The 15,740-nt window shown below is 37.0% G+C and carries 14 protein-coding genes; 4 read left to right on the top strand and 10 right to left on the bottom strand.

Annotated features, from left to right (window positions below):
* Positions 1-203 precede the first annotated feature (203 nt).
* The 3 genes from ACIQAA_RS05060 to metK all read right to left on the bottom strand — a co-directional run bounded on the left by ACIQAA_RS05060 (position 204) and on the right by metK (position 4,289).
* Positions 204-1,478 carry an MFS transporter gene (locus ACIQAA_RS05060; protein WP_402615832.1) on the bottom strand — a complete coding sequence of 425 codons (1,275 nt, stop codon included), beginning with the start codon at positions 1,476-1,478 and terminating at the stop codon, positions 204-206.
* A gap of 186 nt (positions 1,479-1,664) precedes the next feature.
* Positions 1,665-2,792 (bottom strand): C40 family peptidase, encoded by a 1,128-nt coding sequence (locus ACIQAA_RS05065; RefSeq protein ID WP_402615834.1) that lies wholly within the window; start codon positions 2,790-2,792, stop codon positions 1,665-1,667.
* A 279-nt stretch (positions 2,793-3,071) separates the two neighbouring features.
* On the bottom strand, positions 3,072-4,289 hold the full coding sequence (metK, locus tag ACIQAA_RS05070) for a methionine adenosyltransferase (protein ID WP_402615837.1): 1,218 nt from the start codon (positions 4,287-4,289) through the stop codon (positions 3,072-3,074).
* Between the two features lie 248 nt (positions 4,290-4,537).
* Between metK and ACIQAA_RS05075 the strand changes: the two genes are divergently transcribed.
* The 4 genes from ACIQAA_RS05075 to ACIQAA_RS05090 all read left to right on the top strand — a co-directional run bounded on the left by ACIQAA_RS05075 (position 4,538) and on the right by ACIQAA_RS05090 (position 7,802).
* Positions 4,538-5,722: a pyridoxal phosphate-dependent aminotransferase gene (locus ACIQAA_RS05075; protein WP_402615840.1), complete on the top strand. Its 1,185-nt coding sequence runs from the start codon at positions 4,538-4,540 to the stop codon at positions 5,720-5,722.
* Positions 5,723-5,885: 163 nt separating this feature from the next.
* A complete protein-coding gene (locus ACIQAA_RS05080; RefSeq protein WP_402615843.1) occupies positions 5,886-6,566 on the top strand; it encodes a 2-hydroxy-3-keto-5-methylthiopentenyl-1-phosphate phosphatase in 681 nt (226 codons plus the stop codon).
* A gap of 25 nt (positions 6,567-6,591) precedes the next feature.
* The gene (locus tag ACIQAA_RS05085) at positions 6,592-7,245 is read left to right on the top strand and encodes a methylthioribulose 1-phosphate dehydratase (protein ID WP_402615846.1); all 654 of its coding nucleotides are present in this window, start codon (positions 6,592-6,594) and stop codon (positions 7,243-7,245) included.
* Positions 7,246-7,268: 23 nt separating this feature from the next.
* Entirely contained in the window at positions 7,269-7,802 is a 534-nt protein-coding gene (locus ACIQAA_RS05090) for a 1,2-dihydroxy-3-keto-5-methylthiopentene dioxygenase (protein WP_402615849.1), read from the top strand.
* Between the two features lie 77 nt (positions 7,803-7,879).
* Here ACIQAA_RS05090 and ACIQAA_RS05095 read toward each other — a convergent pair whose 3' ends face one another.
* The 7 genes from ACIQAA_RS05095 to ACIQAA_RS05125 form a co-directional block, all read right to left on the bottom strand.
* Positions 7,880-8,671, bottom strand: coding sequence for a hypothetical protein (locus ACIQAA_RS05095; protein ID WP_402615852.1), 792 nt, complete (start codon positions 8,669-8,671; stop codon positions 7,880-7,882).
* A gap of 301 nt (positions 8,672-8,972) precedes the next feature.
* The gene (locus ACIQAA_RS05100) at positions 8,973-9,344 is read right to left on the bottom strand and encodes an MmcQ/YjbR family DNA-binding protein (protein WP_402615855.1); all 372 of its coding nucleotides are present in this window, start codon (positions 9,342-9,344) and stop codon (positions 8,973-8,975) included.
* A gap of 24 nt (positions 9,345-9,368) precedes the next feature.
* The gene (locus ACIQAA_RS05105; RefSeq protein WP_402615858.1) at positions 9,369-9,764 is read right to left on the bottom strand and encodes a VOC family protein; all 396 of its coding nucleotides are present in this window, start codon (positions 9,762-9,764) and stop codon (positions 9,369-9,371) included.
* Between the two features lie 284 nt (positions 9,765-10,048).
* On the bottom strand, positions 10,049-10,990 hold the full coding sequence (locus tag ACIQAA_RS05110) for a carbohydrate kinase family protein (protein WP_402615861.1): 942 nt from the start codon (positions 10,988-10,990) through the stop codon (positions 10,049-10,051).
* 147 nt (positions 10,991-11,137) lie between these two features.
* Positions 11,138-12,814, bottom strand: coding sequence for a M4 family metallopeptidase (locus ACIQAA_RS05115; protein ID WP_402617064.1), 1,677 nt, complete (start codon positions 12,812-12,814; stop codon positions 11,138-11,140).
* Positions 12,815-13,139: 325 nt separating this feature from the next.
* Positions 13,140-13,970, bottom strand: coding sequence for an energy-coupling factor transporter transmembrane component T family protein (locus ACIQAA_RS05120; protein ID WP_402615864.1), 831 nt, complete (start codon positions 13,968-13,970; stop codon positions 13,140-13,142).
* Positions 13,967-15,676, bottom strand: a complete 1,710-nt coding sequence (locus tag ACIQAA_RS05125; RefSeq protein ID WP_402615867.1) for an ABC transporter ATP-binding protein — start codon at positions 15,674-15,676, stop codon at positions 13,967-13,969. Before ACIQAA_RS05125 ends, ACIQAA_RS05120 begins: the two co-directional genes overlap by 4 nt.
* Positions 15,677-15,740 lie beyond the last annotated feature (64 nt).

Genomic DNA, 15,740 nt, shown 5'->3' on the forward strand with positions numbered 1-15,740 from the left:
TAAGTTACCTTCTAAATTGCCGTAATTCCATAAAGAGCATAACAAATAAACCTAAGTTTTATAGGCAAATTGACACTCAATACAAAATCCATATTAATTTTAAAATCAATTAATATTAGCAATTAGTTGGTTCCATAAACTTACTTTCCCCCTCCAAAATTTTCCTTATTATCTCATTATTTCATCAATTTGTAAATAGATTTCTATGTCATCCTTTCACTTGATTGTTCTGATTCCTTACGCTTTTCCTTAATAGAACTTACTCCCATCAAACCAACTAACGAAAATATAACGGGTGTGATGAATCCGTAGAAGTATCCATTACCGGCACTCCCTGAAGCACTCTGAAAATGATCCAATACGATTCCAAAAATACTCGGGAGCAGAACGGCACTCAGAAATCCACCCGTATTCGCAAACCCAGATATAATACCAGATTCTTTTAAAGGAAAGGTTTGACGAACGACAGCAAAGGTTAAGGCACTTGCTCCGTATCCAAAACCAATAATAAAGAATAGCGTGATTAGCATGAAAAGCGGAGGATTCCCATTAAATAAAAGAAAAGTAGCCCAGCACAATAAAATAAAAATATGAATCACAACATAAGGACGTTTAATCGTTTCCAAGCGGCTTGAAATCCAACTAGATAGCGGGGCTCCGATAAGTGCTCCAATCAGTCCAATCATGATGAGCTGACTCGCGTCTGAACGTGTCATTCCATACATATTCATCCCATAAGGCACTGCCCATGAACCGATAAACCCAACATACGCGCCAACAATACCAAAGTGACACAGGAATAAAGCCCATGCCTGTTGATTTGAAACTAACCTTCGTAGTAAAATCCACATCTTTTCACGTTGAACCTCTTTTTTGATAGAAACCAATTCGTTAACAAAGATTTGTTTTGTTTTTTTTATCAGCACAAAATAGAGAAGTATTCCACATAGACATAGTAGTATTCCAGCTGAAAGAAATGCCGATCTCCATCCAAGGAAGTCAATCAATAAAGAGAAAGGGACTGTTGCCAAGAGAAAACCAAGACTTCCTGTCATTCCCGCGATCCCAATCAATCGGACGAATTCCTTTACTTTAAACCATTGGCCTAAAATTAACACCATATTGACCCAGATGGTCGCATCCCCTGTCCCCGTAAGGATTCTGGCAAAAAATAGGACGGATTCATGCGTACCAAGACTATAGATAATGGTACCTAATCCTGTAAGAATGGCCCCTATTATGAGAAATAAATTAGGTCCATGACGGTCAGCTAATATCCCCATCGGAACTTGTAAACCAGTATATACAAAAAATTGAATACTTGTCAGTAACCCAATCGTTGATGCTGTAACAGTAAAATCCCTCATTACTTGGTCAGTTATTAATCCTGGAGCAGTTCGTTGGCTTGCCATTAAAAAATAAGTAAACAATACAGAAGCAAATACTACCCATCTAAATTTGCTATTTTGTTTATCCAATGTTTAATCTCCTATTGGCTTTTACTTCTATATATATGAGATATATTGATAAAGTATCATTGTGATTTGCAATGGATTGGGAGGCTATGGGTTATAGATATTTATTAAAAAAGATGAAAAAGGCAGCGCCCATATTATTAGGGAGCTGCCTTTATTAGCTTGTTTTACTTATCAAAAAATTTAAGCCTAACGTAAGACTCTAGAAGCAGTTGAAAATTTAGACGGATCAAATGGAGCAATTTTCACAACATCCCCCGTTTGTGGAGCATGTATATATTGTCCTCCTCCGATATAAATGCCGACATGATAAGCAGGCAAACCTCTGAAAACTAAATCTCCTGGCTGTAGTTGATTTAGTGAGATTCTTGTTCCAACATTTTGCTGATCTCGAGACGTTCTTGGAAGACTAATGCCAACGGAACGATACACATATGAAACAAATCCGGAACAATCAAATCCGCTTGGCGTTGTCCCACCCCATACATAAGGAACACCCAAATATTGTTTAGCATTAGCAATCACCGCACTTGCCGTTGCTGAACTTGGTGCACTTGGTGCAATTGGTGCAATTGCAGCAGGTGGTGGTGGTGTGGATGTTGTTGTCGTGTTTACGAAAGATTGCTGCGTTGATTGCTGTTGAGCTTGCTCAGCAGCTTGCTGGGCTAATAAAGCCCGTTGTTCAGCCTCTTGTTGAGCCAGTTGAGCCTGTAATGTGCCCTGTGCAGCAGCTAAATCTTTTTCGATTTGTTCTTTATCTTTTTCAATCTGTTGTTGTTCAGCGGCTAATTCCAGTTGGCTCTGTTTTAATTGGTTGATCTGAGTATGTAATTGTTCCTTTGCTTCTATTAAGGTTTGTTCTTTCAGATTTAAACCGTCGAGTAACTCTGTATCACTTTCGATAATCTGCGAAATGGCAGTAAAACGATTAAAAAACTCAGAAACGCTGCCAGATGAAAGCAAAAGTTCTGCATATGTAACGACAGACTGATTTCCTTTTAATTGAATGCTTTTTAGTCGTTCTGAATAGACCTTTTTATGATTCTCTAAAGCGGTTTCAGCTTTGGCAATTTCAGCCTCGGTTTCTTCAATTTTACCTTGTTGAGTTACAATACTATCATTTAATTCTCGGCTCTTCTCCATTGCTAAGCTAATTCGGTTATCCAATTGTTGAATCTTTGTTTCAAAGTCATTAATTTGTTCCTTAGTAGCATCGATTTGTCCGTTTGTTACTGGATTTGCAAAAGCAGGTGTTACTTGTATAGTAGTGGCAAGGATGACAGCTGCTACGGTATATTTTAATAATTTTTTTATCATCACAAAATCTCCTCTTGTAACGTAATCTATCATTCATTTAAATTTCTAATATATTCCTAGTTTATATTCCAAAAGGACTAAAAACAATGAATTAGTCGATATTGTAATTAAATTGTAATTTAATGTAGAATAATCTGTTAAAAAGTCAACTTATGCTCATGTTAAAAAAGGAAAAAAAAGAAATGGGATATCATCCCATTCCAGTTAAAACATATAAATCTACTTCTTTCTCGATAACCTGATTAGTAACTCCTGCTTTCATAGGCGAAATGTTAAATCTCATGATCCCTCAGTAATTATTTTTTCTGCTTCATTTTTTAATAACTCTGCTCTATCTGTGTTTTCCCACGGTAACTTAATATCTGTTCTTCCAAAGTGGCCGTAGCAAGCAGTTTGAAAATAAATAGGCTGCCTAAGATTTAACATACGAATGATTCCTGCAGGGCGGAGGTCAAAATATTTTCTTATAAGTTGGACAATTTTAGTCTCTTCTATTATCCCGGTACCAAACGTATCAACAGCTATTGAAACAGGTGCAGCTACTCCAATAGAATAAGCCAGTTGAATTTCACATTTATTTGCAATCCCTGCCGCAACAATATTTTTTGCTACATAACGTGCTGCATAGGCTGCAGAACGGTCAACCTTAGTTGGGTCTTTTCCCGAAAAAGCACCTCCTCCGTGACGGGAAAATCCGCCATACGTATCAACGATAATTTTACGACCCGTTAAACCTGCATCACCCTTTGGTCCACCAATCACGAATCGACCAGTTGGATTTATATAATATTTTGTGCTTTCATCAATCAATTCTGGTGGTACTACGTAAGAAATGACATATCTTTGCAAATCATTTTTTATTTTTTCTAACCCTACTTCAGGTTTATGTTGCGCAGAAATAATAATGGTGTCAATTCGAATAGGCTTTGCATTTTCGTATTCCACTGTAACCTGCACTTTTCCATCTGGACGTAAATACTCTACCAAACCATACTTCCGAACTTCTGCTAAACGTCTAGCAAGTTTATGGGACAGGTAAATTGGCAATGGCATTAATTCTTCCGTTTCATTGCAAGCAAAACCAAACATAAGCCCTTGATCACCTGCACCAATTTGGTTTATTTCATCCTCAGTCATTAAACCTTCACGGGCTTCTAGCGCTTGATTAACTCCCATTGCTATATCAGAGGATTGCTTGTTTAGTGCTATTAGAATCTTACAAGTATCAGCATCAAGTCCAAACTCTGAGTTTGTATACCCGATATATCGAATGGTTTCTCTTACTATTTTTATGAAATCGACATTGTCGTTCGTGGTAATCTCTCCAGATAAAACGACTAAATCTGAACTAACTGAAGTTTCACATGCAACACGAGCATTTGGGTCTTTCAAAAGAATGGCATCTAAAATAGCATCAGAAATTTGATCACACATTTTATCTGGATGACCTTCAGTAACCGATTCTGATGTAAAAAGGTGACTTTGTTTTATATACATTATCTCATCTCCCAAATAACAATCTTTTAACTATTTATCATTTAATCCTTTGTACAAATTGTTTTTGCGCTTTCCCCTTCCGTAAATTTCTAATCTCTTTCTCAAAGATTGTCCAAATTTTCTCCACTAATATAGGAATTCAGTAATAGATTGGCAATGACAGCGGGACAAACAATTGTTTTTTAAAGTTTACTCACTAAAAATTCTATTTCATCATATGGTATTTTCTAAAGGGGGGTGATTAATTAATGAAAAATAACAAATTTATTATCGAAGCATCTAACCAAATGGGACGTCTGCCAAATCAATTTTTCTCTACATTGGTTGAGAAAGTAAATGGTTTTATTGGTTTAGGGTATGATGTTATTAATCTTGGACAAGGCAATCCAGACCTTCCTACCCCACCTCATATTGTTCAATCGCTACAAAAAGCAGCACTAAACCCGATCAATCATAAATATCCACCTTTTTCAGGCAAGATTGAACTGAAGAAAGCCATCTGTACTTGGTATCAAGAGGAATATGGAGTTCCATTGGATCCGGAAAAGGAAGTTGCTATATTGTTTGGAGCAAAAACCGGACTCGTAGAAATTTCACAAATATTACTGAATCCAAGTGATATTGCACTCGTTCCTGACCCAGGATATCCTGATTATTGGTCTGGGATTGCTATTGCGGGTGCTGAAATGGTTCAGCTGCCACTAGATTATTCCAATGGATGTTTCCCGGATTTTTCTAAAATTCCAAATAACGTGTGTAAACAAGCAAAATTAATGTTCCTTAATTATCCATCAAATCCGACAGGAGCTTGTGCTACTAGTTCCTTCTTTGATGAAGCTATTGGCTTTGCGGAAAAAAATAATATTGTGATTGCTCACGATTTTGCTTATGGAGCAATCGGCTTTGATGGGCACAGACCAATCAGCTTTTTATCTCGTCCCGGTGCCAAGGATGTTGGCATTGAATTTTATACACTGTCGAAAACCTATAATATGGCAGGATGGCGAGTGGGATTCGCTCTTGGTAATCATGAGCTGATTCAATTAATCAATCAATTTCAAGACCATTATTTTGTGAGCTTGTTTGGCGGCATTCAAGATGCAGCAATTGCAGCATTAACCTCATCACAAGAATGCGTTCGTAAACTTGTTAATACCTATGAATTACGACGAAATGCCTTATTTGAAGAACTCCAAATACTTGGTTGGAGTGCTCCACTTCCTAAAGGATCATTCTTTGCCTGGCTGCCGGTTCCAAAGGGGTACACATCAAGCGAATTTGCGGATACCTTATTAGAGAAAGCAAAGGTTGTTGTTGCACCAGGAATTGGATTTGGAAAGCATGGTGAGGGATATGTTCGATTAGGATTACTTGCCGAAGAGGAACGTATGCGAGAAGCTATGCAGCGGATTTCAAAGCTATCAATCTTTTAATGTTTTCTGCTATTAAATTTAGGAGTTGAAATATTCATGGACACCCCCAAGGCACAACAGCTGGAGGAAAAGCATTTATGGATGCGATTCAAGCAACAAATTCAGGTCAAACGCTTGCTCGAGCAGCAGATAACTCTGCTGAACTTCGTTCGGTGATCGACAAATGGGGTGCTTTATAATAGTGGGCGCCCTCAAAAAAATGATTATATTTTGCGATTTTGATGGAACAATCACTGAAAATGACAACATCATAAATATTATGAAGTATTATAATCCACCTGGTTGGGAAACCATTAAGGATGATATTTTAGCTGGGAGAATTAGTATTCGTAAAGGTGTAGGACGCTTGTTTGGGCTATTACCTGCATCTTACCGAGAAGAAATCACTAATTACGCTATTAGGCAAGCAACTATTCGACCTGGTTTTGATCAGTTTATTCAATATTGTCAGGAGCATAATATTCGTCTTCTGATTACTAGTGGAGGAATAGACTTTTTCGTTTTCCCAATCTTGTCACGATATTCTGTACCAAAACAATATATATATTGTAATTCGAGTGATTTTAGCGGCAAACAAATTCAAATTCTTTGGCCTTATTCATGTGATTCACTTTGCGACATGGATTGCGGAATGTGTAAACCAAGTATTCTTCGTTCCCATTCAAGTATAGATAATATAAAAGTTGTCATTGGAGATAGTATTACAGATTTGGCGGTAGCCAAAATGGCTGATCTTGTGATTGCAAGAGATTTTCTTTTACAGAAATGCCAAGAGCATTCTCTTTCTTATAAAGAGTTCGAGTCCTTTTACGATGTAATTAAAATTTTAAAGCAGTTAAAATAATGAAGGAGGTGAAACAATAAAAAAAATGAAAAAAACTAACCTTGAAGCCATTCAAACAGCCTTTAAAACTCTACAAACTGTGAAAGAAACACTTTCGAAAAAAGGCTGGTTTCCAGCAACGAGCGGGAACTTATCCGTTCGAGTAAAAGGTCCCCCATTAGAGCAAAATCAGTCAATTATCGCCATAACCTCTAGTGGAAAAGACAAATCCATTCACACTCCAGAGGATTATATTTTAGTTAATATGGATGGCAGCCTTGTACTTCCCAGCAACTTAAAACCTTCTGCTGAAACTTTAATCCACACCTCTATTTATCAGCACATCCCTAATTGTCAAGCGGTTTTTCATGTCCATACGATTCCAAATAATCTTATTTCAGAGCTTTACGCTGATCAAGGAAATGTTACTTTCAAGAACCATGAAATTATTAAAGCATTTGATATATGGAAAGAAGATGCATCAATAACCATACCAATTGTAGAAAATTTTTCTTCCATTCCTAAATTAGCAGATGAAATCAGCAAGGTTATCCAACCGGAGGTTCCAGGGGTATTAATTCGCAACCATGGCATATATGTTTGGGGAGATAGTCATTTTACAGCTAAACGCCATTTAGAAGCATTTGAATTTCTTTTTGAATACCAAATGAATATGTATTTCCTAAAAAAGTTTAAATAAATCATTAACAAGGAGAGTTTACTATGGCGAATATTCGCATTCGTAATACGAATGAAAGATTAACAAAAGAACAAGAGGTTAAAAGTTTCTTAGATAAATATGGTGTCCTTTATGAACATTGGGATATGGACAAGCTATCTAGTAAGCTTCGTGATCAATTTTTACTTTCAAAAGAGGAGAAAGAAGAAATTCTTAAAACCTTTGATAACGAAATTAGATCCCTTGCAACCCGACGTGGCTATGCTGAATGGGACATTGTGGCATTATCAGATGCTACTCCAAATTTAGACGAGTTGTTAAAAAAGTTTGAACAGGTGCATGTTCATACTGAGGATGAAGTACGTGCGATTACAGCAGGAAATGGGATTTTTACGATCAAGGGTGAAGCCGGGTATTTTGATGTAGAATTGTCCCCGGGAGATGTAATTTCTGTTCCCGTTAACACACCCCATTTCTTTACTTTAATGGAAAACCGCCAAGTTGTGGCCGTTCGCTTGTTTATCGATTCTTCAGGATGGGTTGCACATCCATATGAAGATCCTGATTTTAAACGATAATTGAGATTAAAGGTATAAATTTTTATACCATGAATTAGCCTCTTTCATCTGAAAGAGGCTTTTCCAAATTGAGAATCTCAATGATTAAGTGATTCATGATCGAGAAGCCAATATAGACCATCATGATCTGCAATTATTTTTAGGAAGTCATGCTTTCCTGATTTATCTATTGATTTCCATCTCGCATAAGCAATGGAGACTAACATCGAAACAAAGGCATGTCGAAAATTTTCATCCTTAAAATGCTCTTCATTCCACCCTTGTATATTTAGGATCGAACCTGGAACTCCATTGATTTTTTTAAATGCATCAACTAAGAATGACTTTTCCTTTTCCGTTGCTCTTGTTTCGTTTATGTCAAAAGGAAAATTACTTAGAGGGAATGTTTCTAAATAAACTCTCTTAGATGCTCCCGATATCGGAAAACGATTGAGCCAATCACTTATCTTATGATAACTTTCTGATTCCCATCTTTGATTTATCTTATTTCCATTATTTCTTTCAACATCGACATCACGAATAGTATACTCTGGTTTTATTGGAGAACTTAAACAAGCGCCTATTGTAAAAATGAGATACTCTTTTAAAAAAGTACTTCCCGCATTTTTATATCTATTTTTCGAGAAAAAATTAATATTATTGTACAAAAATTCAAAGGCATCTTCGTTTTCATTCGTTTTCAATTTCCAATTTGTTCGATCCTTATATAGGAGTACAACACAATCTGTTTCATTGTGATAACTAGATCCAATATTAACTCCAATAAACAAAGACAATTCTTGGATTTCAGTAAAATCTAAAGGTGACATGTCTTTGCTATTTTGTTTCCTGCCCCCCCAAGGGATACCCTTCTCATTCGTTAATTTCAAATTAATCCACCTTCTAACTCTGAAATCATCTTATCCAGGATATTGTAATCGAAGGTAAGACTTTCAACTTGCTTAACTCCAATATGATGCAAATCCTCCTATCCCTAATGCTAGTTCACTTCGTTAAACACTATATGTTCAGGATTAAAAAAGGCTTGTGCTCATTTCTTAATTTTATTCGATTGAGGATGTGGTGAATATACTACTATGTGATTATAGATGAGGTCGTTATCTTTTTCGCCAGTATATGTAAAGCCATATAAGAACGTAAAAAAAGAAAGGCAGATCACTCCGCCTCCCTTCACCTATTCTGTAATTCATTCCATTTTTTAACCAATCGCTTTGGTGCAGCACGTAAATATGCTTCTTGAATTAAATCGGTCAATTCCTCCCAGTTTTCTTCAGCCGGATTTTGGATAGATACCCAGCCGTGGTGCCCTATATATCGAGTTTTGTAAAAATGCTCTTTCTGGAGCAATATTTCTTGAGTTTCCCGATCTGACTTGAACGACAAGCTAAATCCATTCTCGTTTTCACCTGATATTACGAAAGATTTTCCATTGATTTTAAACGTATTGTGGCCAAAACCGTCGATATGTTCAGTAGCTTCGGGCAATGCAAGACAGATATTGCGAATGTTTTCAAACATGCCTGTCGTGTCTTGTGATCTCATTTTTTCATTCACCTATCAACTCTTCTATTTTGCATTCTCATCGGGTTGATGAATACCGAATACATTACCTTCGGGATCAATATAGTATCCTTGCCATGCCATTCCAGGCAGAGCATATTTAGGCATTGCGACCTTGCCGCCATTCTCAATAATTTTAGCTTCGGTTAAATCGTAATTTTCCACTCCCATTGTACAAGCAAATCCATTTAAAGCATGGTTTTGTTCCGGCGGAGCACTTTGTCGCTGCATTAAGGCACCATTGATTCCAGGTTCATTGTCACTTCCAGTCACTGCCCCAAAGTAAGGCATTCCTGCATAATCAGACCAATCTTGAAATGACCATCCAAATACCTCTCCATAAAACTTCTTTGCTCGTTCCATATCACTCACATGAATTTCGAAATGAACTAATCTACCCATCATTCTCCCCGCCATTTCCTTTTATTTTATTTGTTCGTTCTAGTTTGCTATCTCTTATTATAACCAGGATAAATTAATTTAAATATTGAAAATAATTATAAATAACACAAAATTGACTTCTCGATCCAATATGTAAATACAGTATTAGGACTAAAACACTCAAACTTTTTCATTTTTAAATACATGTCGATCTTCTTTTTCAGTTTTTTTTTCATTTTTTATTAATTTATTGCTGCCCATTTCCTCATCCGTTCTAGATTTATTTCTTAAGCCCGATAAAAACTTTACTTCTCAAAATGCTTTTTCAACTCCATAAAATCCACTCTAGAAGTTAAAGAGCCAATTTTGGTTGTCGCTTGAGCACCAACACGATTGGCAAATTGAAGATACTCCGTTAATTCTGTCATCCCTGCTGGCATTCCCTTTTCATGGAAGCAATACAAAAGTCCAGCCATAAAAGCGTCTCCTGCACCGGTTGTATCAATTGAATCTACCTTTGGAGCGAGACTGAAAACTTTTTTTCCATTCATCACTCCGCAAGCACCTTTCTCTCCCAACGTGATAAATAGGTAAGGAATGTCCCATTTTATTATTTTTTCCAATCCAGCCTCAAGTGAATTTGTTTCCATTAAAAAATTTAACTCATCTTCAGCCAGCTTGACGATAGTAGCCTGTTTAAGGAATGAAACCACTGTTTGCCGGCAATCGCGCTCGCTTTCCCACCGCTTTAAACGAAGATTGGCATCAAAGGCGATGAGATTGGAACATTCTTTAGCATATTGTAATGCAGCCTGTGTTGTCTCTTTTGACTTTTTTTGAAAAAGGGTACCGGAGCCAAAATAAAAAATTCTTGTCTTCTCAAAAACATCTCTGCTCAATTCGTCTTCTCTTAAGACTTCTTCCGGAGTAGGGTTTATATAGGAGTGGAAGTTTCGGTCTCCACTTTCTGTTAGATGGACATAGACCCCACACATTCTTTTCATAGCAGTACGAACAGAAAACTCAAGATTAACTCCTTCCTTTTTTAATTCTTGTTCCACAAATTGTCCGTCTGGATCTGTTCCCAATTTACACAAATAAAAAGCAGGCAGGCCAAGTCTGCTGGTTCCGACTGCCAAGTTAACTGTAGCTCCTCCTAACAACTGCCGGAATTTGGTATTGGTGCGATCAGTTGAAATAAAATCTACAAAAGCTTCTCCTATTGATATAACTCCTCTTTTTTCCAATAATAGACCTCCTTCGGGAAAGGATAAACTCCATTATAAACTATTATTAACTTACTTCTGGTGAACGATATAAAAATCCCTCAAACTCTTAGTCTGAGGGATTAAAAAATCGACTTCATTGTTGATTTTGCAGACAACCTAAAATACTTAGTTAATTCCCACGGCATCAAATCCAGCATTCGCTGCAGCCACTTCTTCGCTGTCTTCACCGTAAAGATCAATAGCTGACTGAACAATCGCCTGACGGGCGTCGCTGAAATCGGAATTTGGAGTTAAATAAACCGTTAAGGCACGATAGTAGATCTGCCCTAATTTTTCCCTGCCGATTTCTTGGCCAATCAAGTATGCAGCATGGTTTGTAATCGAAGAGTTTACATGAACACCGCCGCCATCAACAGAAGTTGGCATGTGATAAAACTCATCCATATGGTCTGGATAGACTCCGCCATTTGTGCTATACGCTCTTCTTTGCTCATTACTGACAACAACACTGTTTGGATTACTTAAGCTCCGCAATACAGTTACACCGTCAGCTTTAGCAGCCGGTGCCATAATATCCTCGCCCATTTCCCAATCACTATCATCAACAAGCGCACCAAAAACGTCTGCAAACGATTCGTTTAACGCTCCAGATTGATTGCGGTAAACTAAATTCGCAGAATGAGTGATAACACCATGCGTCATTTCGTGGGCAGCCACGTCAAGACCTGCTGATAGAGAAGTCATAAACACACCGTCACCATCACCATAGGTCATCCAACGCCCATTCCAGGAAGCATTGTTATAATTGTTACCATAGTGAACTCTAGAAATAATTGCCATTCCTTCTCCATCAAGGGAATTGCGGCCGTGCTCGTTTAGGTAATACTCATATACCTTTTCAGAATTATAGTGTGCATCGACCAGCGCTCGATCATAGTCGCCGATAAAGGATGCAGAATTACCCACATAGAGAGTATCGTTACTAGAAGTATTATCATTTTTAGCGTCATATGTGACGATTCCTTCGAGGTTCTCATGAGAGTAATCTGCTAACGCAAACTTCGTACCAGCATTTGGTTCCTTTACTTGCGTAATATGTATTTCCCTATGCTCACCATGTACTCCTTTTCCAGCACCTTTTTGTGTTTTCATTTCATCGGCATGCATTAAGCCATTATACTTGTCGATGACTTTACCTGTCTTTCCGTCTACAAAAACAAACCAGTTTCCAGGTTCATCCCCCATAAAGTTAACATTCACTTTATAGGCTGTATAATTTTCCCCTTCAAATGGAAGGACAACTAGCTCAGCAGTTGGCTCATAAGTCAGTTCTTCAGGGGCATTGACAGAGGATAAAGCAGTCTTTAATGCAGACTCACTACTTAAAGAAGCAGTCGTGTCCACTGCATCATCGGCAATCGTCTGGTTTACTCTTCCGTTTACGGATACCACTTCATTATTCTCATTAAAATGAACAACAACCTCGGCTCCTTCAATATTTACTCCATTTACAGCCTGATTAAAACGGACGTGAGTCATACCGAGTTTATCTTTTTGTACACTCTTCACTTTTAGATTCTTATCCGGATTATTAATTCCGGTTTTGCCTTCGTTTTTCTTCAAATAATTTAATGCTTCGGTAGAGGTATTAGAAGAGAATTTCTCTGCAAATCGCTCCTTCACAAATAATGGAACACTTGCTTTCTCATTCCATTCCTTAGAAGCTTGTACACTATTAACGACCTTTGTATCAGCCGGTTGCGCAAAAACACTACTAACTGGGATAGAACCTACCAACATCGCTGTCGACAAAGCTACAGGTATAATAAAATTTTTCTTCATCATCCAACACCTCCTATTATTTTCCATGTAGTTTATTATAGGTTAGTAGAATTTAAATAGCATGAATAATTGTAATTATTTTAATATTATAAATATACGGAAAAATAACCCTATTTTACATGCTAGGATAGGTATAATCTACCAATTCCCATCAGCTTCCATAACAAAAAAATCCCCCATACTTTTTTGTCTGAGGGAACATAAACGCACTTCAATTTTCACTTAATCTACTAAAACTATTCATACCCAGCTATGCATTTCAATCAATGCTACTGTCTCAACGAATGTTGGTCGTGTTTGGCAACATACGAGATGTAGTTCTTACTTACCTAAATGGATTATAAAAACGATTTCCATCCAAAAAGGTAATGATCATTGAAAAGACAAACAAAAGGATAATAAGCATAATGGCTAAATAATCTGCTTTTGTAAAGGGTCTCTCATGGTACCATGATCTTCTCTTTTGACTGCCAAAGCCTCGAAGCTCTATCGCAGCACTTATTGTTTCAATCCGATTGAGGCTTGAAAAAATTAACGGCATTAAAATGGATGATGCATAGCGTAATTTTTTGGTCAATTTTTGTTTTTTTGATAAATCAATTCCTCGCGCCTGTTGAGCTAGTGAGATGTTTTGATAATCCCGCTGAATATCTGGTATATATCGCAGCGCAAGAGCTACTGCATATGCAATTCGATAGCTTACTCCTATTTTATTAAGAGAAGCTGCAAATTCACTGGGATGTGTCGTAACCATAAACAACAAGGCAAGTGGAATAATGGTCAAATATTTAAGCGTTAAATTAAATTGGTAGAATAGCTGCTCAGCGGTTAAATTATAATGTCCAATGATGTGAAGAAACTCATGCTTCGTATGATACATTTCAACACCCTGCATCGGTTCAAAAAGAAAAATAGCAATATTGTTTATAAACAAAAATAATAAGAATATATAGAATACAAAAGAAATATAACGAAATTCGACCTTCGATAAAAGAAAGATCAAAATCCCTAAAATAAACATAACAACAAGTATCCTAGTATCATAGGTTATCATTGCTGTTAATGACCAAAGAATAAAACCTATCAGTTTAGCAGCTCCAGTAAGACGATGAATTGGGGATTCTTGATGAATGTAAGAAAGAATATTATGATTCATAGCTGTCGGGTCCCCCGATCAAAATGAATGAAGCGTTTGACAAAGTCTCGTTGGTCAAAAAAATCTGCTTTTTTAGCTAATTGATAGAGGGATGTTTCTTTTAAATTAGCTAGACGGATAACCTCTTCATCTGTAAGGATGTTAGCAGGTTCGTCTTCTTTTATCTTTTGTCCCTCTGATATTACAATGGCTCTGTTTGTATATTCGAGCATCAAATGCATATCGTGGGTAATCATGATAATGGTGATTCCTTGTTGATTTAAGTTCCACAGAAACTCCATAATTTCGTTATAGTGTTTATAGTCCTGACCGGCTGTTGGCTCGTCCAATAAAATTAATTTCGGTCCTAGCACTAATACGGATGCAATCGTCACTCTCTTTTTCTGCCCGAAGCTTAAGGCCGAGATGGGCCAATTTCTTAATTCATAAAGCCCGCAGATTTTTAAAGCATGAAATACTTGATCTTCTATATCTTTATCTGGTACTCCACGGAATTTTAATCCTAGTGCTACTTCATCAACTATGAAATTTTGAGAAATCATTTGATTAGGGTTCTGCAGTACGAAGCCAATATGATCTCCCCGCTCTTTTATGGATTGTTCTTTAAGATTTTCACCTTCATATAAAATTTCCCCTGCTGTGGGAGGATAAAAACCGCATATTAACTTGGCAAGGGTAGATTTTCCAGCTCCATTTTTACCGATTAAAGATAATAATTCTCCTTTGTTAATCTTGAATGAAACATCTTTAATAATCTCTTTTGTTTTTGAATACCCGAAATGAATATTTTTTAGCTCTAAAAGTACATCATTTTTTTGTTTTTTCTCGGCATATCCCACTGACTCATACCATGCATGAAGCCTCGTTTTATTGACTTCAATGTTTAATGTCTTTAAACTTTTAGGTTTCAGCATTGGAGTGATCGTACATCCTGCATATCTCAAAGCTGTCAGATAGAGCGGTTCACGGATGCCCGTATCTATAAGCAGATTTGAGCTTAATAATTCATTAGGTGTCAAATCCGCTAATATGCAACCCTCATCTATAATTACAATACGATCTATCTCACCAAGCAGCACATCTTCCAATCGATGCTCTATAATGATCGTTGTCTTTCCAGTTTGCTTATGAATACGGTCGATAAGTTCAATCGCCGTTTTCCCTGTTGCAGGGTCCAAATTTGCCAAGGGTTCATCAAATAGAAGAATATTTACATTATCATCAATCATACTTCCTGCAAGTGTGACCCTTTGCTTTTGTCCTCCAGAAAGGTCCTGTGGGGGTGAATCCAAATGCTCTGTCATATCTACCAGTTCAGCAACCCGGTTCACTGATTCAAATAGCTCTTCTTGTGGAACAAACTGATTCTCAAGTTTAAACGCAATATCCTCTGCTGCAGTTAAACCGATGAATTGGGCATCAGGATCCTGTAACACCGTACCAACCATTGAAGATAGCTTAAAAATACTTTCCTTTTTTGTTTCTTTTCCAAGAATCTTTAAACTCCCTGAAATTTCACCAGGATAAAAAAAGGGAACCAATCCATTTATACAATGTCCTAATGTACTTTTTCCAGACCCTGATGGTCCTATAATTAGAATTTTTTCTCCTTCATAAATAGTCAAATTAATACCACTTAGTGTTGGAGAGGACTGTGTCCGGTAGTGGAAACTAAAATTAGTAAATTCAATAACTGGTTTTCTCATATTCAACTTCCTTCTGTTTGTTAGACTAATAAAAAATGCCGATGATGGGAGATCACCGACATTC

This window comes from Neobacillus sp. NPDC093182, from assembly GCF_044754045.1.

What these genes read in the sequence shown, in the direction of transcription:
- ACIQAA_RS05065 (WP_402615834.1), bottom strand. Translation starts at nt 2,792, where the DNA reads ATGATAAAAAAATTATTAAAATATACCGTAGCAGCTGTCATCCTTGCC.
- metK (WP_402615837.1), bottom strand. Translation starts at nt 4,289, where the DNA reads ATGTATATAAAACAAAGTCACCTTTTTACATCAGAATCGGTTACTGAA.
- ACIQAA_RS05075 (WP_402615840.1), top strand. Translation starts at nt 4,538, where the DNA reads ATGAAAAATAACAAATTTATTATCGAAGCATCTAACCAAATGGGACGT.
- ACIQAA_RS05080 (WP_402615843.1), top strand. Translation starts at nt 5,886, where the DNA reads ATGGGGTGCTTTATAATAGTGGGCGCCCTCAAAAAAATGATTATATTT.
- ACIQAA_RS05085 (WP_402615846.1), top strand. Translation starts at nt 6,592, where the DNA reads ATGAAAAAAACTAACCTTGAAGCCATTCAAACAGCCTTTAAAACTCTA.
- ACIQAA_RS05090 (WP_402615849.1), top strand. Translation starts at nt 7,269, where the DNA reads ATGGCGAATATTCGCATTCGTAATACGAATGAAAGATTAACAAAAGAA.
- ACIQAA_RS05100 (WP_402615855.1), bottom strand. Translation starts at nt 9,344, where the DNA reads ATGAGATCACAAGACACGACAGGCATGTTTGAAAACATTCGCAATATC.
- ACIQAA_RS05105 (WP_402615858.1), bottom strand. Translation starts at nt 9,764, where the DNA reads ATGGGTAGATTAGTTCATTTCGAAATTCATGTGAGTGATATGGAACGA.
- ACIQAA_RS05115 (WP_402617064.1), bottom strand. Translation starts at nt 12,814, where the DNA reads ATGAAGAAAAATTTTATTATACCTGTAGCTTTGTCGACAGCGATGTTG.
- ACIQAA_RS05120 (WP_402615864.1), bottom strand. Translation starts at nt 13,970, where the DNA reads ATGAATCATAATATTCTTTCTTACATTCATCAAGAATCCCCAATTCAT.
- ACIQAA_RS05125 (WP_402615867.1), bottom strand. Translation starts at nt 15,676, where the DNA reads ATGAGAAAACCAGTTATTGAATTTACTAATTTTAGTTTCCACTACCGG.